Annotated in this window: 19 protein-coding genes and 4 pseudogenes; 11 read left to right on the top strand and 12 right to left on the bottom strand. The window is 71.7% G+C overall.

Annotated elements, in window-relative coordinates; translation table 11 throughout:
- Positions 1 to 6: 6 nt before the first annotated feature.
- Positions 7 to 1,380 (bottom strand): aldehyde dehydrogenase family protein, encoded by a 1,374-nt coding sequence (locus O7609_RS17335; RefSeq protein ID WP_269736084.1) that lies wholly within the window; start codon positions 1,378 to 1,380, stop codon positions 7 to 9.
- Positions 1,380 to 2,465 (bottom strand): AMP-binding protein, encoded by a 1,086-nt coding sequence (locus O7609_RS17330; RefSeq protein WP_269743856.1) that lies wholly within the window; start codon positions 2,463 to 2,465, stop codon positions 1,380 to 1,382. Before O7609_RS17330 ends, O7609_RS17335 begins: the two co-directional genes overlap by 1 nt.
- 412 nt (positions 2,466 to 2,877) lie before the next feature.
- Here O7609_RS17330 and O7609_RS17325 point away from each other — a divergent pair, with 412 nt between their 5' ends.
- The 3 genes from O7609_RS17325 to O7609_RS17315 all read left to right on the top strand — a co-directional run bounded on the left by O7609_RS17325 (position 2,878) and on the right by O7609_RS17315 (position 5,221).
- Positions 2,878 to 3,357: a carboxymuconolactone decarboxylase family protein gene (locus O7609_RS17325; RefSeq protein WP_269736086.1), complete on the top strand. Its 480-nt coding sequence runs from the start codon at positions 2,878 to 2,880 to the stop codon at positions 3,355 to 3,357.
- A gap of 101 nt (positions 3,358 to 3,458) precedes the next feature.
- Positions 3,459 to 4,079, top strand: a complete 621-nt coding sequence (locus O7609_RS17320; protein WP_269736087.1) for a chorismate--pyruvate lyase family protein — start codon at positions 3,459 to 3,461, stop codon at positions 4,077 to 4,079.
- Entirely contained in the window at positions 4,076 to 5,221 is a 1,146-nt protein-coding gene (locus O7609_RS17315; protein WP_269743855.1) for an FAD-dependent monooxygenase, read from the top strand. The genes O7609_RS17320 and O7609_RS17315 overlap by 4 nt, the downstream gene beginning before the upstream one ends.
- Here the strand turns inward: O7609_RS17315 and O7609_RS17310 are convergent.
- Positions 5,215 to 6,261 carry a ParB/RepB/Spo0J family partition protein gene (locus tag O7609_RS17310; RefSeq protein WP_269736089.1) on the bottom strand — a complete coding sequence of 349 codons (1,047 nt, stop codon included), beginning with the start codon at positions 6,259 to 6,261 and terminating at the stop codon, positions 5,215 to 5,217. The genes O7609_RS17315 and O7609_RS17310 overlap by 7 nt on opposite strands.
- A gap of 414 nt (positions 6,262 to 6,675) precedes the next feature.
- Here O7609_RS17310 and O7609_RS17305 point away from each other — a divergent pair, with 414 nt between their 5' ends.
- Positions 6,676 to 7,158, top strand: coding sequence for a MarR family winged helix-turn-helix transcriptional regulator (locus O7609_RS17305; RefSeq protein ID WP_269736090.1), 483 nt, complete (start codon positions 6,676 to 6,678; stop codon positions 7,156 to 7,158).
- A gap of 29 nt (positions 7,159 to 7,187) precedes the next feature.
- Here the strand turns inward: O7609_RS17305 and O7609_RS17300 are convergent, their stop codons facing one another.
- Positions 7,188 to 7,760 carry a DsbA family oxidoreductase gene (locus O7609_RS17300; RefSeq protein WP_269736091.1) on the bottom strand — a complete coding sequence of 191 codons (573 nt, stop codon included), beginning with the start codon at positions 7,758 to 7,760 and terminating at the stop codon, positions 7,188 to 7,190.
- A 436-nt stretch (positions 7,761 to 8,196) separates the two neighbouring features.
- Positions 8,197 to 8,598 (bottom strand): annotated as a pseudogene (locus O7609_RS17295) (outer membrane protein assembly factor BamB family protein); the annotation flags it as partial.
- Positions 8,599 to 8,700: 102 nt separating this feature from the next.
- Here O7609_RS17295 and O7609_RS17290 point away from each other — a divergent pair.
- Positions 8,701 to 9,798 carry a hypothetical protein gene (locus tag O7609_RS17290; protein ID WP_269744408.1) on the top strand — a complete coding sequence of 366 codons (1,098 nt, stop codon included), beginning with the start codon at positions 8,701 to 8,703 and terminating at the stop codon, positions 9,796 to 9,798.
- A 468-nt stretch (positions 9,799 to 10,266) separates the two neighbouring features.
- On the opposite strand, the gene O7609_RS17285 is transcribed toward O7609_RS17290, so the two are convergent.
- From O7609_RS17285 to O7609_RS17275, 3 genes are all read right to left on the bottom strand, one after another.
- Positions 10,267 to 10,836: a hypothetical protein gene (locus tag O7609_RS17285; protein WP_269736093.1), complete on the bottom strand. Its 570-nt coding sequence runs from the start codon at positions 10,834 to 10,836 to the stop codon at positions 10,267 to 10,269.
- Between the two features lie 45 nt (positions 10,837 to 10,881).
- Entirely contained in the window at positions 10,882 to 11,433 is a 552-nt protein-coding gene (locus O7609_RS17280; RefSeq protein ID WP_269736094.1) for a hypothetical protein, read from the bottom strand.
- Between the two features lie 487 nt (positions 11,434 to 11,920).
- Complete coding sequence (locus O7609_RS17275) at positions 11,921 to 12,487, bottom strand: Uma2 family endonuclease (RefSeq protein ID WP_269736095.1); 567 nt, start codon at positions 12,485 to 12,487, stop codon at positions 11,921 to 11,923.
- A 231-nt stretch (positions 12,488 to 12,718) separates the two neighbouring features.
- On the opposite strand from O7609_RS17275, the pseudogene O7609_RS17270 reads away from it, so the two are divergent.
- The 5 genes and pseudogenes from O7609_RS17270 to O7609_RS17250 all read left to right on the top strand — a co-directional run.
- Positions 12,719 to 12,880: pseudogene (locus O7609_RS17270) on the top strand (DUF255 domain-containing protein); the annotation flags it as partial.
- Between the two features lie 127 nt (positions 12,881 to 13,007).
- Positions 13,008 to 13,352: a type II toxin-antitoxin system RelE/ParE family toxin gene (locus O7609_RS17265; RefSeq protein ID WP_443072259.1), complete on the top strand. Its 345-nt coding sequence runs from the start codon at positions 13,008 to 13,010 to the stop codon at positions 13,350 to 13,352.
- Positions 13,349 to 13,666 carry a helix-turn-helix domain-containing protein gene (locus O7609_RS17260; RefSeq protein WP_269736097.1) on the top strand — a complete coding sequence of 106 codons (318 nt, stop codon included), beginning with the start codon at positions 13,349 to 13,351 and terminating at the stop codon, positions 13,664 to 13,666. The genes O7609_RS17265 and O7609_RS17260 overlap by 4 nt, the downstream gene beginning before the upstream one ends.
- Before the next feature lie 198 nt (positions 13,667 to 13,864).
- Positions 13,865 to 14,551: a DUF4011 domain-containing protein gene (locus tag O7609_RS17255; protein ID WP_269743854.1), complete on the top strand. Its 687-nt coding sequence runs from the start codon at positions 13,865 to 13,867 to the stop codon at positions 14,549 to 14,551.
- Positions 14,552 to 14,822: 271 nt separating this feature from the next.
- Positions 14,823 to 14,972, top strand: a pseudogene (locus O7609_RS17250) (DUF255 domain-containing protein); the annotation flags it as partial.
- Between the two features lie 548 nt (positions 14,973 to 15,520).
- Here O7609_RS17250 and O7609_RS17245 read toward each other — a convergent pair.
- The 4 genes from O7609_RS17245 to O7609_RS17230 are packed head-to-tail and all read right to left on the bottom strand — an operon-like array spanning position 15,521 to position 20,015.
- Positions 15,521 to 16,054, bottom strand: a complete 534-nt coding sequence (locus O7609_RS17245) for a hypothetical protein (protein ID WP_269743853.1) — start codon at positions 16,052 to 16,054, stop codon at positions 15,521 to 15,523.
- 26 nt (positions 16,055 to 16,080) lie between these two features.
- Positions 16,081 to 18,120: a hypothetical protein gene (locus O7609_RS17240; protein ID WP_269743852.1), complete on the bottom strand. Its 2,040-nt coding sequence runs from the start codon at positions 18,118 to 18,120 to the stop codon at positions 16,081 to 16,083.
- Positions 18,117 to 19,292 (bottom strand): 5'-methylthioadenosine/S-adenosylhomocysteine nucleosidase family protein, encoded by a 1,176-nt coding sequence (locus O7609_RS17235; RefSeq protein ID WP_269743851.1) that lies wholly within the window; start codon positions 19,290 to 19,292, stop codon positions 18,117 to 18,119. Before O7609_RS17235 ends, O7609_RS17240 begins: the two co-directional genes overlap by 4 nt.
- A complete protein-coding gene (locus O7609_RS17230) occupies positions 19,293 to 20,015 on the bottom strand; it encodes an NUDIX hydrolase (protein ID WP_269743850.1) in 723 nt (240 codons plus the stop codon).
- A gap of 208 nt (positions 20,016 to 20,223) precedes the next feature.
- On the opposite strand from O7609_RS17230, the pseudogene O7609_RS17225 reads away from it, so the two are divergent.
- Positions 20,224 to 20,376 (top strand): annotated as a pseudogene (locus O7609_RS17225) (DUF255 domain-containing protein); the annotation flags it as partial.
- Positions 20,377 to 20,843 lie beyond the last annotated feature (467 nt).

Raw genomic sequence — 20,843 nt, 5'->3', positions numbered from 1 at the left:
GGCGGTTCAGCTCTCCGCCGGCGCGGAGACCAGCCCCTTGGGTTCCAGCAGGAACTGGGCGAGGCTGCCGTCGTGCGGGGTCTCGGGCACCGAGGCCCAGGGCCGTACCCGTCCGGTCACCACCTTGCGCACGCTGGGCTCGCGCAGGACACGCCCGGCCAGCCCCGCGTGCTCGTCGGGCAGGCTGACCACGAGGGACTCGCGCAGCGGGGCGGTGCCGTCCTGGGGCCGCCAGGGCGCCACGACGACGAAGGGGAAGCCGAGTTCGGTGCCGACGAGCGGGTCGGTGGCGGTCGGCACCGAGACGACGAGGGGCCGCAGCACCGCGCTGCCGTCGCCGGGGTCGGCGCAGAGCCCGTCCGCGTACCGGTGGGTGCTGTGGTCGACGGCGTGCGCGGTCATCCCGGCGAGGTGCTCGGCCAGCACGGCGCCCGCCTCCCCCGTCATGGCGGGCAGTGCCGCGTCCGGGTCGGTCACGGGGCGCACCGGCAACGTCGCGAGCCGGGCGGCCAGCGCGTCCGCCAGGGGCGCGACGGGGCCGCTGGTGAGGACGAGGGAGATGTTGTTGCAGCGCACTCCGCCGTCGTCGGCGATCCACTCGACGAGGTCGTCGAGCAGCCCCTCGTCCTGCGCGGCGCCCGGACCGACCAGCGCCTTGCTGCGGCCGGGGCCGCGCACGAGCACGTCGCGGCGGGAGCCGAACCGCTCGGCGGCGGCCGGTCCGCCGTACACCAGGCCGAGGTCCGCCTCGGCGAGCAGGTGCTCGCCCACCTCGTGGCCGCCGGGCAGCAGGGCCGCGCGGTCCGGGTCGAGCCCCGCGGCCGAGAGGGCGGCGACGAGCCGGCGCGGGGTGAAGGGGTCCTTGCTGCCGGGACGCACGAGCACGGAGACGCCCATCGCCAGTGCGCGCACCCAGGTGACGTTGGGCTCGGGGTGGTTGTTGGGGACGACGGCCGCCAGCAGGTCGCCGCGCGGCACCCAGTGCGTGGCGAAGCCGGGGGCGGCGAACGGGGCGGGCAGCTCGGCCTGGTTGAGCCGCTCGACCAGGGAGAGCTGGTTGCGGATGCCCTCGCGGGCCCCGGTGACGGCGCCCAGCGGGGTACCGGTGGCCAGGGCGACGCGGCGGCAGTACTCCTGCGGGCTCTCGCCGTCCAGCTCGGCGGTGGCGAAGAGCTCACCGGCCTTGGCGAAGAGTGCGGCGTCGGGGGCGGGCTCGGCGTCGGCGGAGCGGAGCCGGTTGAGGGCGGCCTGGGCCATGAGCCGAGGGGCGAGGCCGACCGAGGCCAGCGGGGAGCCGTCGACGGCCGTGAGGGTGGAGCGGTCGCGGCTGTCCACCTCCCGGCCGGCGATGACCGGGTTCACCACGGGCAGCGCGCTCATCAGTAGACCCCCTCGACGACGGCCGGGGCGTCCTTGGCGCGCAGCGGGGCGATGTCGGCCAGCCCGTCGACGGTGTCCCCGGTGGCGGGCCGGACCCGGATCGCGGTGTCCCGCTCCAGGACGTTCGGCAGGAACATGTCGTGGCTCATCTGGTGCATGAGCACCTGGCCGCGCTGCCCGTACTCCACCTCCTCGCCGGTCTCGGGGTCGAGGACCTCGACCACGGACTGCGGGAAGTAGGGCCGGAACACGCAGGGGTGCTCGTCGCCCTCCTCGCGCGGGCGCTGCGGGGCGATGCCCATGATGGTGTTGCCGTAGATGGCGGCCACCTTCGCCCGGGGGAAGAAGAACTCCTCGACCTGCCGCAGCGATTCCGGGCTCATGCTCGTGCCGGCCCAGAGGATGCCCTCCACGGTGGCGGCGAGCCGCTCGTGGAGTGCGCCGCGCGCGCAGACCGCCTCCAGCACGGGAGGAGTGATGAACAGCACCCGCACTTCCTGGGTACGGGCGATGAGCTCCATCTGGTCGAGCAGGTACTCGCGGTACTCGGCGGCCAGTTCGGTGCGGCCGGAGCCGATGAGCCGCTTCACCCAGCGCGGGTCGAAGTCGAGGGTGAAGCACACGCCTCCGCGCGACTGGGCGAGGTGGCGCACCGTCCGCCCGACGACGTGCGGGCCCGTGGGGCCGACGTGCAGCCAGTGCCCGCTGGCGGGAAAGCCGTGCTGCGCCAGCACCTCGCTGACCCAGTCCACGTTCCGGGTCCGGGCGGTGCTGTCGACGATGCGCTTGGGCGCGCCGACGGTGCCGCCGGACTCGAAGACGTCGAACGCGCTGGACGCCGCTCCCTTGGGGAAGAGCTCCTCGACCGGGACGGTGCGCAGTTCGTCGCTGACGTCCGGGAACCGGCGCAGGTCGGCCGGCTCCTTGACGTCGGTCAGCGGGTCGAAGTCCAGGTCCCCCACCCTGCTCAGCCAGAACGGGGAACCGGTGGCGGGTTCGAAGTGCCAGCGCAGCATCTCGCTCAGGTGCTGGCTGAGGGCGGCCTCGCCCTCGGGCCGTGACGTGCCGTGGGTCAGCTCAGACATATCTTTCCAGCCGTTCATCGGTCGGTCCCGGATGACCGTCGGAGCGCGCGGGACGGGTCTCCGGGCGTTGGAACATGGCGAACTGCGGAACATGGCGGGTGCGTGACGCACGAAGGCGCGCGGGGACGTCCGGCGCGGCGCCACCCGCGGCGTCGAGCACGACGGTGCTGTGGTGCGGATCGGTCCGAGAAGAAGGGGGTGGTCGTTGCTCGAACCGGAGCAGGGGGTCATTACTCCGACGAGCACAGTTATCTTTCTCGCGAGCTAGTTCCTCTGTCAAGGAAGAGCCGAGCGAGACCCGAGTGAACCGTCGGCCACCAGGCGACTTCCCTGGCGAGGAGCCGTCTGGGGTGTTCAACTGCCTTGTCCGTGACGGGTGTCGGGGCAACTGCGGGTCACATATGGTCAGCGCATGGCTACCGGAAAGAACGAGCGCCTCAACCTCCGCGAACTGTCCTCCTCCACCTACGCGGTGATGAACCGCCTGGCCGGCCAGGCCGACACGGCGGCCGAGGAAGCCGGCCTGGAGAGCGAGCTGCTCCACCTCGTGCGCATCCGCGCCTCCCAGATCAACGGCTGCGCCTTCTGCATCGACATGCACACCATCGACGCCCGCCGGGCGGACCTGGCCGAGCAGCGCATCTTCGCGCTCAACGCCTGGCGGGAGACCCCGTTCTACAGCGACCGCGAGCGGGCGGCCCTGGAGGTCACCGAGGCCGTCACCCTCATCCACGACGGTCAGCTCCCGGACGAGGTCTTCGAGCTGGGCCGCGAGGCGTTCGGCGAGGAGCAGCTCGCCCAGCTCGTGTGGGTCATCGTCGCCATCAACAGCTACAACCGCCTGGCCATCACCGCCCGGCTGGCGCCCGGGAACTACAACCCCGGCGCCTGACCTCCGCGCCGACCGCTGTGGCCGCGGCCCGGCCACAGCGGCTCCGCACGCCTCCACGCCCTCCAGCACGCCTCCACCCGTCGAGCCGGGAGTGTGCCGCCATGCGGACGCTTGGGACCGCCCGTACCGGAACACCGCCACCGCCCGCGACGAGCGCAGCGCCGCCGCCCGCCGCGCACGAGGAGCGCTTCGCCGACCCGTTCACCCGGCACCTGCTCGGCCACACCGGCTCCACCACGGAGCAGCTCCGCAGGCGCACCGGGGCTCCCCTGCGCCTGCGGCTCGTCAGCCAGCACACGGTGCCCCCGGCCGACGGCGACGCCCCGCGCCCGGGATCTCCCACGGTGCGCCGCCCCGCGGACACGCCCTGTCTCGTACGGGTCACCGAACTCCTCACCCCGGACGGCATCACCGTCTCCCGCAACCTCGTGACGGGGCCCCTGCCCGCCGCACCCGCCGTCGCCGACGCCGTCACCCGCGCCGACACCCCGCTCGGCCCGGCGCTCGCCCGCGCCGGCGTCCGCCAGCGCCGCACCCTGCTCGGCGTCGGCCTGGCCCCGTGGCCGCAGGCCCCCACCGGGCCGCCCGCGGTACGCCGCGCCTACCTGCTGTACCTGGCCGACGAGCCGCCCCTGCGCGTCGTCGAGCGGTTCAACCCGGCCGTCGTGCCCAGCGGGACGCATCCCGGGAGCCCCGCGCGCCCGTGGCCGGTGCGCGCGTGACCGCGTCCGTCATCGTCGTCGGGGCGGGCCCGGTGGGACTCAGCGCCGCACTCGCCGCGGCCTCCCTCGGCCTCACGCCACTGGTGCTGGAGGCCCGGCGCCGGGACGACGAGCGCCCCGGCAGCCGGGCCCTGTTCGTGCACCGCGCCACGCTGCGGCACCTGGACGCCGTCAGCCCGGGGCTCGGCGCGCGGGTCGCGCGCGACGGGCTCACCTGGGGCACCCACCGCACCCTGTGGGCGGGACGCGAGGTGCACCACCGCTCCTTCCCCCCGGGCGAGGGACCGCCGCCCTTCACCAGCCTGCCCCAGACCGCCCTGGAGGACCTCCTGCGCGAGGCCTGCGAGAGCTCGGGCATCCCCGTGCTGTGGGGCGAGGCCGTCGTGCGGGCGGCCGGCCGGCCCGGCGGGGCGCTGGTGCGCACCGCCTCGGGCGCCGAGCACCGGGCCGGACACGTCATCGCCTGCGACGGCCCCCGCTCCGCCGTGCGGGCGGGGCTGGGGGTGGCGATGGAAGGGGCCACCACCTCCGCCGAGTTCCTCGTCGTCGACGTCGACGAGGGCGCCGTCCCCGCCGCGCCGGAGCGGGTGTTCCACTACCGGCACCCGGCGCTGCGGCGCAACGTCCTCCTCGTGCCCTTCCGCGGGGGCTGGCGGATCGACGTGCAGTGCCGCCCGGACGAGGACGCCGCCCGCCTCACCGGGCGGATCGGCGACTGGCTCCCCCTGGCCGTCCCCCACCTGCGGGCCCCCCGCGTCACCTGGACCTCCGCCTACCGGTTCCAGCAGCGCGTCGCGAGCGCCTTCACCGACCCGTACGGCCGCGTCCTGCTCGCGGGCGAAGCGGCCCATCTGCTGCCCCCGTTCGGCGCCCGGGGCATGAACTCCGGGATCGCGGACGCCGTGGCCGCGGCCCACGCCGTCCGGGACGACGCCGTCCGCCGGTACGCGCACGAGCGGCGCCGGGCCGCGCACCGCAACGTGACGGCGGCCGCGAGCGCGCTGGGCCACCTCCTCGCGCCCCGCCTCCGGCAGCGGGTCGCGCAGCGGACGGCGGCCCTCGCCGCTCCCCTGTGGCCCGCCGCCGGACGCTGGCTCGACGCCGCCCCGTACGGCCCCCGGCTGCGCGCCGTCCGCTACTGACCGCGCCTTCGGGGCGCGCGCTCGGCGGTACCCATCGCTTCGGCCAGCGACTCCCACAACCGAACGCAGGCCAGGGCCATTTCGGCCACGTCTTCCCGGCGGTGGCCCGGAACGGCGTCGGCCATGGCACCCCACTCCTCCGCCGTGATCTTCCACTGCCCCAGCAGCCGCAGCAGCGCGCGGCCGGACTCGCTGTGCCGGAGGGCGGGGTCGCCGCACAGGCTGCCGTACAGTTCCCCGAACTCCTTGACGGCGCCGCCGCCGCGCTGGCCGTCCGCGGGCCGTCCGGACTGCCGGCGGGGGGACGGTCCCGGCGGTGCCGGGACAGCGGCGGGGCGGCGCAGCCGCTTGGGGACCGGGTCCTCCCCCCGGCTGACCCGGTCCCGGACGTCCCGCACGGTGGCGGGTGAGAGCCCGGTGAGGCGGGCTACCTGCCGCAGCGAGAGCTCGGGGGCTTCGGCCAGCAGGCGGCGCGCCTCCCGGCGTTCGGCCGCCGTGCTGAGCGGCCTGACCCTGCCGTCCCGGCCGACCCGGGCGTCCGCCGCGGGGATGGCGTTGCGGCGCCGCAGCGCGGCCACCGCGTGGGCCGAGAGGCCGGTGACGGCGCCGATGGACCGGTCGGACCAGTGCGGGTGCGAGGCGACGATGCGCGCGGCCGCCGCCGAGCGCTCGGCGGGGGTGAGCGGCAGGCCGTGGCCGGCGTTGGCGGTGACGGCGAGCACGAACGCGTCCTCGGGGCTGCCGTCGAAGAAGCGGGCGGCGACCCGGGTGGCGCCGCGCAGCACGGCCACGCGGAGGCGGTAGGTCCCGTCGATCACGCGCATGGAGGGCCGGTGGACGATGATCGGCGGCAGCTCCCCGGGCCACGCGGCCAGCGCGCGGAGGTGGTCCGGGTCCCCGACCGGCACCCGTGGCGAGTCGGCCGGACGGAGGTCGGCCACCGCCACGCTCACCGTGGCCGAGAGGTGTTCGGGGCCGGGGGCGTCGGAGGGCGTGGGTAAGGAGACGGTGCGTCGCGCGACTTCGCCGTGGCTCGTCATGGGTGACCCTTTGTGTGCGTCGGCTTGTGTGCGTCGGCGCCGGGTGGCCAACCGGGCGATTCACTCGGTTGCCCACCACGGGGACTTGACGACCGGTGAGTGGGATTCGGGATTCCGCCGAGCCGCGAAACACCCCGGCCAAAACCCGCTTTAAAGCTTTCCGGAAAGGTATATTCCTATGTTAGTATCCCCCGCCCCACGGAATCAACCGGCAATATCGCCAGGACACTCCGTGGGCGAAGGTTGCCTTCTACACTTGCTTCAGCAAGGCGCCGGGGGCCGTCTTCGCCATGGAGTGGGAGCACGAACAGCCCCCCCTCTGCGGCTTTGCACCCCCGTCAGGAAGCCTTCGCTACCGCTGCGCGGACCGGCCCGGGGAGCAGGAGCTACAGAAGCAGAAGGAGAACGTTGGGGATGGCGCCTTCCGACGAGTTCAGGGTCGATTCCAACGTGCTGGCCCAACAGGTCTACCGCCTCGGCCGGCTCCTCGACTCCGCCACCGCCTCGGCCGCGGCCCGCGTGGGACTGACCCGGGCCGAAGCCGACGTCCTGAGGGCCCTCCTGAGCGCCTCGGGCCACCGGCTGCGGCCGACCGCCCTGGCCACCGCGTGCGGGCTCTCCTCCGGGGGCACCAGCAACATCATCCAGCGCCTCGCGCGCTCGGGCTTCGTCAACCGCGAGGCGAACGACCGGGACGGGCGCAGCAACTGGGTCCAGCTGACGCCCGAGGGAGCGGAGCTGACCCGCGTCGTCGCCGAGGCCGTCACGGACCGCCACACCCGGCTCCTCGCCCCGCTGCCCGGCGACACCGCGGCCTGCCTGCTGGATGCGCTCAACACGACACTGGAACACATCGACGAGCCCGGAGCGCGCACCGCGGCCGGGGGCGGCCGCTGAGGCCCTCACACGGAGCTCCCGCCCGCCGCTCAGGCCCGCAGCGGCGCCGCGCCCGCCGTCAGCCGCTCGATCTGAGCCACCGTGGGAACACCCTCGATCCGGTGCCCCCCGCAGGCCAGTGTCGGCACGACGGTGACGTTCCGGCCCTCCCTGAGCGCCGCGCGGTGGCGCTGCGCGTAGTGCTGCGAAGTGACGGCTCTTCGGAACGCCTCGGGTTCCAGCCCCGCCAGCCCGGCGACCCGCACGAGCGGACCCAGCTGCCCTATGTCGTGCTTCTCCAGGAAGTAGGCCGCGTAGACGTGCTCGCTGTACTCCTCCCCCAGGCCCTGGTCACAGGCGTACTGGTAGCCGCGCAGGGCGAGCCGCCCACCCGTCGGCGGCGGCGCGGACCGGCCGATCTCCAGCCCCAGCCGCCACGCGAGCCGCCGCACCCCGAACTCCCAGACGAGGGCCGAGGGCGGCGGAGCACCGAGCCGCTGACCTCCGCCCTCGTGGGGTAACCAGCGCACCTCGACGGCCGGATCGGCCAACGCGCTCCCGAGCAGGCGCCGGGTCAACATGCTGAACGGGGACACGTAGTTGAACCATATGCGGATGACCATGGACCGGCCCACACCTCCCACTTCGCCGAGCCCCCGCACCGGGATTCCGGACCGAACCCCGATCGCACCTTCGGTAGCGGCGGGCCCCTAGGAATATACGCGCGTCATTACCCCACGAACTCGGACACTACCCCTGCGCGACCGTGCCGACCGGCCCCGCACACACCCGCCGCCCGGCCACCAGCGCCCCCGCGGGACCCACCGCACGCCCCCGCCCCGAACCGGCGAAATCCGGCCCCCCATCCCCCGTTCCCGCGGACCGGCCGGCCTCCGCCGGGGGGCGCCTTGCGTCAGGACGGCCACGCCCGCGACGGGCCCACCGGCCGGACTTCGCCGCGTTTGCTCCAGCACGCGAGCCGTGGGCTACCGCTACGGTCCTGGGCATGTCGAAGCGGCGGTACGTACCCGGCGGACGGCCGGGTACGTACCGCGAACCGCGCACCGTGAGGTTCTTCCTGACGTCGGTGTAGACGAGGTGGCGGCCCTGGACCACGGCCTGCACGCCGTTCTGCTCGGTGCCGACGTCCCGCTGCTCTCCCGAGGCCGGGTCGTACCCGCCGACGGTGCCGTCGTACGTGCCGCTGGCCAGGTACACGGTGCCGGCGCCGAGCAGGAGCGGCGCACCGGGCACCGCGCCGTCCTCCAGCGACCACCGCTCCTCACCCGTCGCCGTGTCGAGGGCCGCGAGCGGGCGGCCGCTGGCGATCACCACGCCCGCCGCTACCACGAGTTCGTCGTCGTCCCCGTACGTCTGCGCTGAGGTCGGCTTCGTCCACAGCGGCTCGGGAGCCTGTCCGTCCTTCGCGGACCCGCGGTCGGGTACGTTGACCGCCGCCGGGCGGTCGCGGCGACGCCGGGACGCGACGGGGACGACGCCGTGAACCCATCGGTACGTTGATCGCCGGACGCGCGAGGACGAGGGGGACGGGCGGGCACGCCGATGTATCGCAAAGGGGGCATCGCCCCCTGGCAGTTGGTGCTCTTGGGGTTGTTCCTGGTCACGCCGGGTGTCGGGGTGCCGGCCGCCATGCTGCCGTCGGCGCTGGCGGACGAGCGCGCCTACGCCGCCGCCGCGCCGTGCCCCGAGGGCGCGGCACCGGCGGACACGGCGGCGGACTGCCTGCTGACGCGACGGGCCACCGTGACCGGCAAGGACGTCACCGGCCTGGGTGACAACAAGAGGTACTACCTCGTCCTCGGCTTCCCGGACGGCACGCGCCAGCGGGCCCAGCTCGGCAAGAACAGCCAGCGGAAGGTCGAGACGGGCGAGACGGTCACCACCGTGTCGTGGCGCCACGAGGTCCACGAGATCACCACCCGCGACGACGAGCGTCTGACCACCCGCGCCTATCCGGTCGGTTCCTACCTCCCGCTGCTGCTCCTGGCCGTGCTCATGACGCCGCTGGGCGGATCGGTGCTGTGGATGGCCCACTGGCTGCGGCGGCTCCGGCGCACCGGCCGCAGCCTCGCGTCCACCGGCCGCTGGCACACGTCGGTCCCGTTCGTGACGGCCGCGCTGTACGGGATCGCCGCGATGATCGCGGTCGCGGTCTCGCCCAGCGCCCTGGCCGCGGCGGCCGCCGCGGGCGCGGTGGCCGCCGTCGCCGTCCCGCTCGGCGCTCTGGCCTGGCGCGGGCAGCGGAACCAGGCGGAGCGGAGGTCCGCCGGGCTGCTGGCCGCCACCGGAGCCCGGGCCCCGGTGGCGGAGACGGTCGTCCCCGCGCGGGTGTCCGGTGAAGTCCCGTACAGCCGCACCGACTGCGACCACCTCGTCGTCGGCCCGGCCGGTCTGGCCGTCACCCCCGACGCCCGGGGCATGAGCTGGCGCCTGTCCCTGCCCGCGTCCCTCACGTTCGTCCGCCTGCACCGCGGGGACGCCGTCGGCCGCGTCGCGGGAGTACGCCGCCCGCTGGTGGTGGAGTGCCGCGACGGCGACCGCGAGGTCCTGATCGCGGCGGACCGCGACCAGGTGCCGTGGATCCTGGGCGCGTTGTGGCCGCAGCCCCAGTACGCCGCCTACGGCCCGCCGGGAGCGTGACGCACCGAGCGGCGCGCACGGGCCCGCCCGCGCACGCCGGTCGCGCGGGGCGGCCCCACGGCCGGGAGCAGGCAGCGGAGGTCCCGGTCAGGGCGGGCCGGGTACCCGGGGTGATCTCCCGGGTGCCGAGCCGCGGGTTGACCCTCCCCTGCGCGAACCGCACCGGCAGACGGGCCACGCCGGTCTCCGTCCAGGCCCTGCCGAGCGTCACGAACTGCTCGGTACGGCCCACGGCGTCCCGCCGGTCGACGCCGACGTGTCCTTCGCCGCGCCGCTGTCGGACCGGTCCGCCGGTCCGCGGTGAAGGCGACCGCTCCTTTGCGGACGTGGCGGGTTCCGCGGAATTCCGGGCGGCCTCCGACGGGGCTTCCGCATTCCCCGCGCAACGACGAATAGTCCGACCGGTCAGAAGATCGGCGGAATCTCGTCGCCCGTTTCCGGACGGACCCGGGAACGTCGTTGACCACCTCACTCGACTTTCAGCCAGAAAGCCTCTCTCAGCGACCGAATCCGGCCCTCGCCGTCGTAGTCGACGGCGAACACCCACTGCGGCCCGGCGCTGAGCCGGCTCACCAGTTCGCCCAGCCGCATGTCCCCCGGCGTCCCGCCGGCCACCTGCCTGACCTCCACCGGCGTCTCAGCCGACAGAGTCACCGTGTGCACCACACCGGTGTGAAGCTGCTCCACGGTGATCCGGACCGTACCCCCCTGCACGGGCACCGCGTCGTACACGTAGCCGAATTCGCTCGCGTACTCCTCGCCCGGTGCGGGCGTCGGGGGGACGAACCGCGGCGTGCTGGGCGCCGTCGGCTCCGAGGCGGCCGGTGCGGGCCCCGGGCCAAGCGGAACCAGCGTGAGGACACCGGCGGCCAGCGCGGCGGTCAGCACCACCCCGCCCGATGCCAGGGCCGCACGCCTGCGGCGCCGCCGCCGGTCGCCACGTTCCCGGACCCGCTCAGCGTCCGGCGGCACGGCGAACCGCTGCCCGGAGGCGGCCAGATCGGCGAGTCGGTCCCCCAAGCCGGTCTCGTCAGCCACGCTCACCCTCCTCCGCGGTATCGGCGGGGCTCGCGCACCGGCGGCTCACGGCGTGTACAGGGACTGCAGCCTGACGACCCGGCCCGCTCCGTCGAAGCTCAGGTCGTACCCGATGCCCGCGGAGAGCCGGGGATCGAGCTGCCCGAAGAGGGTGACGAACTCGGCCTGCGAGAAGGGCAGGGGCTCGGCCTGGCTGGCGCCGGGCGCACCGTCGCCGCGGACCGGGGCCGTCAGCAGAGCCCGGGCGTCCTCGGCCAGGGCCACCGTGGTGAACGGGCCGGTGCCCGGGGTGATCTCCCAGGTGTCGAACCGCGTGTTGACCTTCTTCTGGGCGACCCGCACCGACAGCCGGGTCACTCCGCCCTCGGTCCACGCCTTGTCGATCGTCACGAACTGCTTCGTACCGGCCCACGGCGACGTCCCGGCCGACGCCGGCGTGTCCCGCGACCCCTCACCGCCCGCCGGTGCGGTGTCCGTCGCGGCGACCGGGCCGGGGTCCGTGGGTTGCCTGCCCTCGCCGCATCCGGTCAGGGCGAGAGCGCCGACGGCGACGGCGGTGAGCAGGCGCACGGTGGCCCGGCGGGGTGAGGCGGACATGGTCAACGTTCTCCTGGAGGCCGGTGGGGTGGGTTCCACGCCTTCTACGCCCCACACCCCCAGCGGGTTGCATCCCGGCGGGACTTTTCTCGGCCGCCGCCGGAGCCTGCTCCCCGCTCGGCGAGGCCGCGCGACGCGCTGCGGGGCCCGGCGGACCACCGCCTGCTGGGGCGCGGGCTCCGGGGCGGGCGACGATGCGGCTCTAGCCGAGCCGTGGCACCGTACTCGGCGGCCGCGTCCGCGATGGTGCAGGCGGCAAGGTCGTCGTCAGGGTGACGGGCATGAAGCGGGGGCGGCTCCCCACGCGGCTCGTCCCCGGCGAGAGCATGCAGGTCGGCACCTGGTTGAAGCTCTGCATCTTCCCTCCGGGCCGCCTACGACGGGTCCGGGCCGCGCTGGGGGCCACTGCCCAGAGGCCCCCGGTTGCGGACATGTCTCACCCCGCAGGACGTCGGAGGCGCGGGGGGCGCGGGCGATTCCTCGTTGCTCACAGGGCCCCGAGGTCGACCGTGACGGGGAACGGCGCGGTGGCCTTCACGGTGCCGGTGAACACCTCGCCGTCCCGGTAGGCCCTGGCGGCGGGGTCGAGGACACAGGTGTAGACGATCGGAACGCCGGTGGCGGCCTGCTCGATGCGCCAGTAGAAGGGGATGCCGGCTTTGGCGTACTGGTCCACCTTCACGATCCGGTCGGTGGTCTCCGAACCGGGCGACACGACCTCGACGACCAGGAGCACGTGCTCGGGGCGGGTGGGCGTGAGGTCGATGGTCTCCGCCCGGTAGACGGTGACGTCCGGTCGGCGGTTGGTGAGCGGCACGTCCTGCAGGCGGACGTCGAAGTCCGTGTCGGCGTTCCAGTCCGGGCCCGCGGCGGCGTCCAGGGCGTTGGCCAGGAGCCGAGCCAGCCGGTTGTGCCGCTTGGAGGCGCTCGGGCTCACGACGACCATCCCGTCCACGACCTCGATGCCGGCGCACTGCTCCTCGGACCAGGAGTCGTACTGTTCCGCGCTGATCTGCGAATGCATCCACGCGGGCGCCACCATCTCGGCGGTCATGAAGTACCTCCTTCGAGGATGCGGTGCTGCTCGACTCAGCGTACTGCCCGCTTCCAGCCGGGCACCGGCTTTGGGCACGGGCAGAACCTCCAGCGCTCGCAGGGCGGCCTGGGCACCAAGGGGGCGATCCGCATTCACCACGTGATGGCACATGAGTGCACGTCGACCAGGCAGGGCGGGGGCCTGCGGGCCGAACCGGCAGGACCGTGGTGACGTGAGAGGCTGGATCGCATGAACCGGTTGGCTGGCGTGACTTCGCCTTATCTGCTTCAGCACGCTGATAACCCGGTCGGCTGGTGGCCGTGGGGACCCGAAGCGTTCGAGGAAGCGAAACGGCGCGATGCACCCGTTCTGCTGTCAGTTGGATACTCTGCGTGTCATTGGCGCCATGTGACCACACAGGCACAGGAGCCCGCATCCGTTCCGGGTAAGTGGCTGGCCAGAGCAGTGCAGCCCTGCGGGGCAGCCGCCCACTCGGTATAGCGATAGCTATACTAGTCCTGTAGATGGCGAGTGGGAGATCTTCCTCGTTGATGAGGTTCGTGAGTGGATCGACGGCTTGGACGGGTCCGCGTTCGCCCGGGTGGTGCAGGCGCTGGACGCACTGGCCGAAGGGGGGCCCGGGCTGGGGCGTCCGCTCGTCGACACCATTCACGGCTCGTCGATGGCGAACCTGAAGGAGCTGCGACCGGGGACGGTTCGGATCCTGTTCGCCTTCGATCCGTGGCGCTGCAGCATCCTTCTGGTCGCAGGAGACAAGTCGGGTCGGTGGAACGAGTGGTACCGGGAAGCAATCCCTCTGGCCGAGCAGCGCTACGAGACGTATGTGAAGAAACGAGCCGGGGAAGAAGGTGGACGATCGTGAGCGGCTACACCCGTTGGCAGGACATCCGCGCTGAGTACGTCGCCCGTGCTGGTGGCGAGGAGGCTGTACGGGAAGGCAAGGAGGAACTCCTCGCGGAGATGACCGGGCGCCGTCTGGCGGAGCTGCGGCGGGCCCGTGGGCTGACGCAGCAGGATGTGGCCGATCGCATGGGGGTCACCAAGGGCCGCGTGTCGCAGATCGAGCGTGGGCACATCTCCGGGCAGGACGTTCTTGCGCGGTTCGCCGCTGCACTCGGTGGGCGTCTGCACCAGGCCATCTACTTCGATGATGGTGACATCGCCGCCATCGCCTGAGGCGGGAGCGCGTCCGGCTCGGGCGATGTACACCCTGCCGTTCCTGCCACCGCGCTGCCTCAAGCCGGAAACCCGTTCCTCCGTTCCCCAGCCTGACCGGGCGACTCTGCAGAAGGCCGCGTTCTGGCCATCAGAGCGCCGGGCATGGAGCAGACGAGTGCCTCGACCCTCCCGCGAGTACCGGCCTCATCACAACAAGTGAGTACCACCTCGCTGATCGACATGGGCGGCCGCAACCGGCTCCTCAACTTCCGCCACACCCAGAAAGCAACGGTCGAGCTGACCTTGCCTCCGGCCACGGAACTACTGAAGGGCCTCACACGTGGCTGGGGCTTCGCCCCGATCGCCGAGGACGACGAGACCGACGGCGAAGCACACCGCGACGTACACCCTTCCAAGGAGCTCACCGGGCGCGGACTGGTGACGCAGAAGACCACACAGCGGGCGCTCGACAGCTCCCTCTACGAGGCCTGGGGCGTGGCGCGGGCGGGTAGCCGCATCCGGGACAACGTCCGGGCCGTGGCCGACGCCCTTGCCCGCTCGGGCACGGTCTCGCTCGACGGCACGTTCCACGAGATGGCCGAGCGGACCGAGTTGAAGGCTCGCCGCCCGGAGGCCGGCGAGAAGCCCCGGACGGTGATCCAGATCGCTCCGGCTGAGCGACGGCTGGCGCTCTATGCGCTGGCTGCGGAATGCCCCGGTATGTCGGAAGAGGAGCTGATCAAGCAGACCTGCCAGTTCTTCGGCTGCAAGAGGATGGGCCGGGACATCCGCGACTGCCTGGAGGCAGACATCGCCGAGCTGCACCGGAGAGGCGCGCTACGCGGCAGACCGCCGCACATCAGCGCGGTGCCGGCTCAGGCAGGGGTGCGGGATCCCGCCTGAGCTGTCAGGGCGGACGGTAGGTGGGTACGGATCAGTTCCGGATTACACAGGGAAATCAGGCCGCACGTGACCTGGGGATCAATGCGGAGACCTTGCGGACCTGGGTCCGCGCCGACCCGCGCCCGCGGTGATATCAGCACCGCCAGCAGGGTTGCTGCGTAGCAGATTTCTGGTACGTCTCACTGTCGTTCCATCCGCGCGAGCTCGCCGCATCCCGCGGCCCGGCCGTGCCAGGCTTGGGTCTGAGCCCCCACAGTGCGACGATGTCGGTATGAACCGACTGGCCAACTCCCAGTCGCCCTACCTACTCCAGCACGCTTCCAATCCGGTGGATTGGTGGCCATGGGGAGAGGAGGCGATGCAAGAGGCCAAGCGGCGCGACGTTCCCATCCTTCTCTCGGTGGGCTATTCGTCGTGCCACTTAGCCCGATGATCACTGGTGCCAGTGCATGTGAACAACCAGGTAGTGCTGACCTGTGGTGTTTCCAAGGAGTGGCCCGTATGGACACGTTCGGTGAGCGGCTAGATGGAGACATAGGCGCTGGGTCGAAGATCAGTTAGCGGCCTCTCCCAAGTGGACACCCGAGCAGTACGTCAGCATCCGCCAGCACCTGGAGGGAGGCACTCTCGCTGCCGACGAGTAGAGATGGCTTGAGTCCGGAAACGCCTCGCGCGTGACGTCGGTGCTGACCGCAAAGCATGTGCCGTACGCGCCAGCGAAGCGACACAAGGAGTCGGGTCTGCGTAAGGTGCCCAGTTTCCAACACACGTCCTATCGGTCGATCCGCGGCAGCCTCGGCATCCCCCGGGAACGCTTCATTTCCTATCCCGACGCTGTTGTCGCGCGCCAGGACCTACTGCTCGGCTGGTCCGCGAGCCCGAGTCGGACGCCTGCTGACTCTACGGCGGAGTTCGACTCGCGCCCCGCGGCAGGGGGTGCCGTACGCATTCCTGTCGAGGCCTGTGGTGCTACCGCTCCGTACGGCGCAGGAACTGCAAGCCCAGTACGGCCAGGGCGAGCGTCTGTCCGAGAGACGCGAGCAGGAGCAGCGGCTGAACGACGGGAGAGCACCAGAACGCGGTCGTGCAGACCATGGGCAGGACCAGGTACGTGAACAGGTCCACTGCGCTCTGAAGCCGCTTGCGCACGGTGTGGCCCGCGATGTCGCGATGGTAGACCTCCCAGCCGAACACCGCGCCGTCGGCGGAGGTGAGCTCCCCCAGGCGGGGTCCCAGCCGGTCGCGGACGTAGTCGCCGATCGCCGAGACCTTCTCGTCGTTGGCCAGGTAGGTCCAGCCCAGGATCAGACAGATCGCCGGAACGAAGAGCAGCAGCCGGGACTGTCCGCTCTGGGTGGTGATCGCCACGACCGCGGTGGCTGCGGCGAGCGTGAAGTAGAGCAGGTTGTCGCGAAACCCTATGCGGGTCTTCTGTTCCTCCTTGAGACGGTCGTACTCGGCCAGCAGGACCTTACTCTCGGTGACGTCGTCCGTGCAGGTCACAGGTGCTCCTCGGCTCGAGTTCAGGATCAGCCGGCGATCTGGAAGGGCGCCAGGCTGTCGGGGCCGTGCCGTTCGATCCAGCTCTTCCCGTCCGCCGCTATCCCCTCCAGGAGGCGGAAGGTGTGGGTGGAGCCGGCCGCGCTGAGGCTGATCTCGGAGATTTCCTGGGGATTCTCGGTCGGCGCCAGCTGACGGGCCTCAGCGTCCTTGACGCGGATCTTCCTGGCTGGTCCGTTGGCGAGGAGAAGCTCCAGGTCGTAGCCGACGTCGGCGTTCTCCGTCACCTGCACGGAGGCCAGCGCGTCGAACCGGTAGTTGTTCCGCTGCTCGTTCCTGCGCGTCGCGTCGGAGAAGTCGAACTCGGAGCTGATCTCGCGGATGCCGTCCTGGGTGAACAGGAACAGTCGGAAGACGTAGTGCGAGTACCGCCATGGGCCGCCGCGGACCCGGCCCCGTTTGTAGGAGGGAGCCGGGGCCACCAGGATGGTGTGAGTGATCAGGTCGCGCCAGGTGAGCCGGTGGTGCTGGAGCGCCTCGTCGACGAACGACGTCTTGTCGCAGGCGAGCCAAGTCTCCATCTCCTGTTCGCTGGGCCGCTTGTCGTCCAGGAAGGACTGCCAGCGCTGGTAGGCGCTCTGCCGTGCGGCCAGTTGTTCCAGGTACTCCCGATTCTCCCGGTCCAGTCGGTGCTCCTCGCGCCGGACCTCCAGCCAACGGGAAGCGGCTGCGTGCCCGGACCAGGCCGCACCGAGCACAGCCAGGAACGCCCACAGAACCTGCTGCTGGGCGGCATCGGTGACCGCCGTGGCGAACGCGGCCAGAGCCGCCGTGCCGAGAACGGCGAGGGCTGCCACGGTCAGGGCCTTCGTCCTGCCCGGAGTCCGGTCCTGGTGGTGCTGATCGAACAGGGTGCCGTTGTTGTAGCGATTCCGGGCATCCTCGGCGAGGTACCGGATCAGCCATTCGACCCGCTCCACACCGATCCGGCTCTCCCGGTAGAGATCCGCGATCTCGGCGGCGAGGCCGCTGCGGATCTGATCCGTGTGGGCGAGCCAGGCGTCCGAGGTGAACCCGTGGGGCCTGCGCCTGCTGAAGTAGTGATCGAACGAATGGCGGACGCGCTTGGTGAACTTACCCTCGGCGGAGTCCGGGCCGGAGTCGGGTCCGGAGTTTGGGCCGGGTGCTGAGTCGGAGGCAGGATCGCGTGGGTGGGGTACGCCCCGGCCGTGAGGCCCCGGCCCGGGCCACCGGCCCCACCACCGGACGCCGAAGCGGGCCGCGGTCAGGCCCGCGCCGAGTGCCACCGGTAACTCGACGATCGCCTGGGCCGGATCCGTGATCAGTGCCAGGGCCCAGAGGAGTGCACTGCTGACGACGAACAGGATCGCGCGGAGGGGGAGGGCCGCCTTGGCGGCGGCAGCGGTGCTCGGGCGGGGCGGAACGGCCCGTGCCCCGATGGGGGTGGGTGCGAAGTAGGTCCAGACCCGCTGGCCCCGGTCGTTGGCGAAGCGTTCCGCCTTGGCCCGTTCAAGGGTTTCCGCCCACAGGTAGTCCTTCAGGCCTCCGGTGAGCATGAGGTCGAGGTGGCGGAGGATCGCGTCGTGCTGGCGGTGCGGCAGGTCCTGCAACTGCTTCAGCACGGGTCCGGTCTCGCTGCCGGCAGTGCTGAGCGCCGCCAACAGGTCGAAGGTGACGCGTAGGGCTTCCGTCCACTCGTCCTCGGCGTAGTTCCGCACGCGCACGGCGGTGTAGCGCAGCCGCTGGACCTCTTCGTCGCTCAGGTCGTGGTGGGTACGTGCGCTGAGCATGGCCAGCACCCAATGGAAGCGCACCTCCGTGCCGTCGTGGCCGTGGGCGATGGCATCAGTGATCATTTCCCGGGCGCGACTGGGGACGCCGTCCTCCAGGAGCCGCACGCCGACCCGGTACTTCTCCTGCGGCGAGGCGTCCGGGTGGACGATGTAGACGTGGGAGTCGTGGACGGTCTCGGCCTGAATCCCGACGGTGGAGTATGCGGCCGAGTTGTACGAATCCGAGCTGTACGCGGCACTGTCGTCGCGGCTCATGCCAGGCCACCGGCCGTGGCGACCAGGGGTGCCAACGCGGCTACCAGCGCGGGGCATTCCGCGACCAGTCCACGCAGCCTCTTGAGCGCAAGGACGGTCTGCTTCGACGACCCAGGGGCGCGCTCTCCGGCCGACCGGAGGGAGGATTCCAGATCGGTCAGGGCCGCCTGGTAACTGTCCTCGTCGAGCACGCCCTCGGCGCGGTGCCACCTCAGCTGGTCGCGGAACCCGTTCAGCTCCGTGACCAGGTCCGTCGGACCGGATGCCTTCGGGGCCGTGCCCATGTGGACACTGCTGCCCGTGACCGAGCCGGCCATGATGCCGACGGTGCTGTTGTGAGCGGTGTTGATGACCCCCCGGTCTAATCGCTCGACCGAACGGTCCCTGTCGTCCTGGGCCCTTGCGGACTGCATGGCGGACTCCCTCTGCCCGTTCACCAGTTCCACTGCCAGGCGGACGGCGAAAGCCGCCGCGTTCGCCGCGGCCCGAGGCTGCCAGTTGCGGTCGTCCGAACTGTTCTTCGTGCCGTCCGCCCGATCGCTGATTCCCCGGACGATGGCCACGGGAGCTCCGCTGAGATGGCCGGCCTGGGCCACACCGGCGGCCTCCATCTCGATGGCGAGCGCATCGTTGTAGTGCTGCCGGATCCACTTCGCCTCGGCCGAGATCCTCGAGTTCTGGACGATCTCGCCGGCGGCGACAGCCCCGAAACGCACCTGCGGTCGGTCCTCGTGACCAGGCGTGGTATCCGCCCACTCGTCCAGACGGGCCAGGTGCGAGGCGAGCTGGCTGATGCCGTGCGGCGCTTCCCACACCCGAGGGCGGGCTTTGAGCCCATCGTCCTCGCTGGTGCCGCCGTGGTAGGCGTACACATGCGACGCCACCACCACGTCACCCAGCCTCGTGGCGTCCCACAGGGCACCGGCGACCCCGACGAACAGCACGGCCACGGGCGAGAACTCCTGGATCGCGCGTTCCGCGATCACCGCGGAGGATTGGTTTCCCTTGCTCGTCAGCCCGAGCGCCACACGGCACGACGTGCCCTTCACGACGCCCACTTCGAACCGGGTACCACTCTTGTGGAGATGTGATCGAAGATCCGCCAGCCTCTCGCGCACGGACTGATACTCAAGATTGAGGGCGGTGAGAATCACCACCAGGTCTTTCGACATCTACTCCTCTTCCCCTCTCGTGTGGGGTCGGATCAGCGGTGGGAACAGCACGGTGTTCGGCCCGGCTCGGTACAGCCGCGCGGGCCGTCCCCCTGTGGCCTTGCGGTACGCGCCGGTGGGAACGATGAATCCCTTCGCGGCCTGGACCTTCCGGTAGAAGTTGCGGGTGTCGAGCGGAGTGCCCCAGACGGCCTCGTACACCTGCTGGAGCTCCGCGATGGTGAAGGTCTCCCCGCAGAACGCGGTGGCCAGCGCCGAGAACTCGATCTTGGCTCGCGCGCGTTCGATCCCGTCCTCAGCGATGCGGCGGTGGTCGAAGGCGAGAGCGGTTTCGCCGGACAGGACGGCGCCCGCAGGAATCCAGGTGGCATCGGTGGCATCGGTCCCCGCGACAGGATCGGGCAGCCCTGGTGCGATCGCCAGGTGAGCCACGGAGACGACTCGTCCCCGCGGGTCGCGGCCCGGACTTCCGTACACGGCCAGCTGCTCAAGGTGCACCCAGCCGGAGGTCAGCGCCGTTTCCTCACGCAGCTCGCGATGGGCGGCGTCGAGGATCTCCTCGCCATCGTGGTTCAGAAACCCTCCCGGCAGCGCGAGCGCGCCCCGGAAGGGTTCTTCGCCCCGTTCCACCAAGAGCACGTGCAGACGACTCTCCCGCAGCGTCAGGATCACGAGGTCGACTGTCAGCAGGACGGAAGGCGGTGACCATGCGTCATCTGGCATGCTTTGCAAGGTACTTCAGATACTGTCACTTGCACAAGAAGTCGGACGGCGCGATCGACGCACCACTCGTTCCCAAGGACCCTGGCGTGACTGAATGGCCAGCGGTCCAGCCGGCGGTTCCGGGGCAGTGGGACCCCGACCCGGCCGAGCGTGGCGAGCTCGGGCGGGTTTCGGTGCTCGCGTCAGACCCTGTGGGAGGTTGACCCGCATGAACTGGTTGGCTGGTGCGGCCTCGCCATATCTGCTTCAGCACGCTGACAACCCGGTCGACTGGTGGCCGTGGGGACCCGAGGCGTTCGAGGAAGCGAAACGGCACGATGTTCCCGTTTTGCTGCCAGTTGGATACCCTGCGTGTCACTGGCGGTAGCGCATGTGAGTGGCCAGGCAGTCATGGCCTGGGGTGTTGTCAGGGGTGGGAGTCGCGTGGATACGTACGGTGAGGATCTGAACGCAAGTATCGACGCCTGGGTGGAGGCCGAACTGGCCGCTTCGCCCGAGTGGGGGCCTGAGAAGATAGCCAGTATCCGCCAGTGCTTGGAGGGCAGCGCACCCGCTGTCGCCGCTGAGGAGTAGGGGGCACGGAGCCGCAGTCTGCGGCCCACGCCACAGTCAGGATTACGTGGCGGAGTGGCAGGGGTGGGCCGCCACGGGGCCGCGACAGGTCTCCCGATCCGGTCGCAGCCCCGTGGGGTCAGAGTGGCGGTGGGGGGAGCGGTCAGCACCCGCCGCCCGTGGTCGAGTGTGAGGACTGCAGGGCGGGTGCGCCGAGGGTGATCAGCTACGGCGCGGCAGGGGTAGACCCAGGCACCGGGGTGGCCGACCGCATCT

The organism is Streptomyces sp. WMMC1477, assembly GCF_027460245.1.
Taxonomy (GTDB): domain Bacteria; phylum Actinomycetota; class Actinomycetes; order Streptomycetales; family Streptomycetaceae; genus Streptomyces.
Note: the sequence above shows the minus strand (reverse complement) of the source record. Positions and strands in the feature narration are given on the sequence as shown.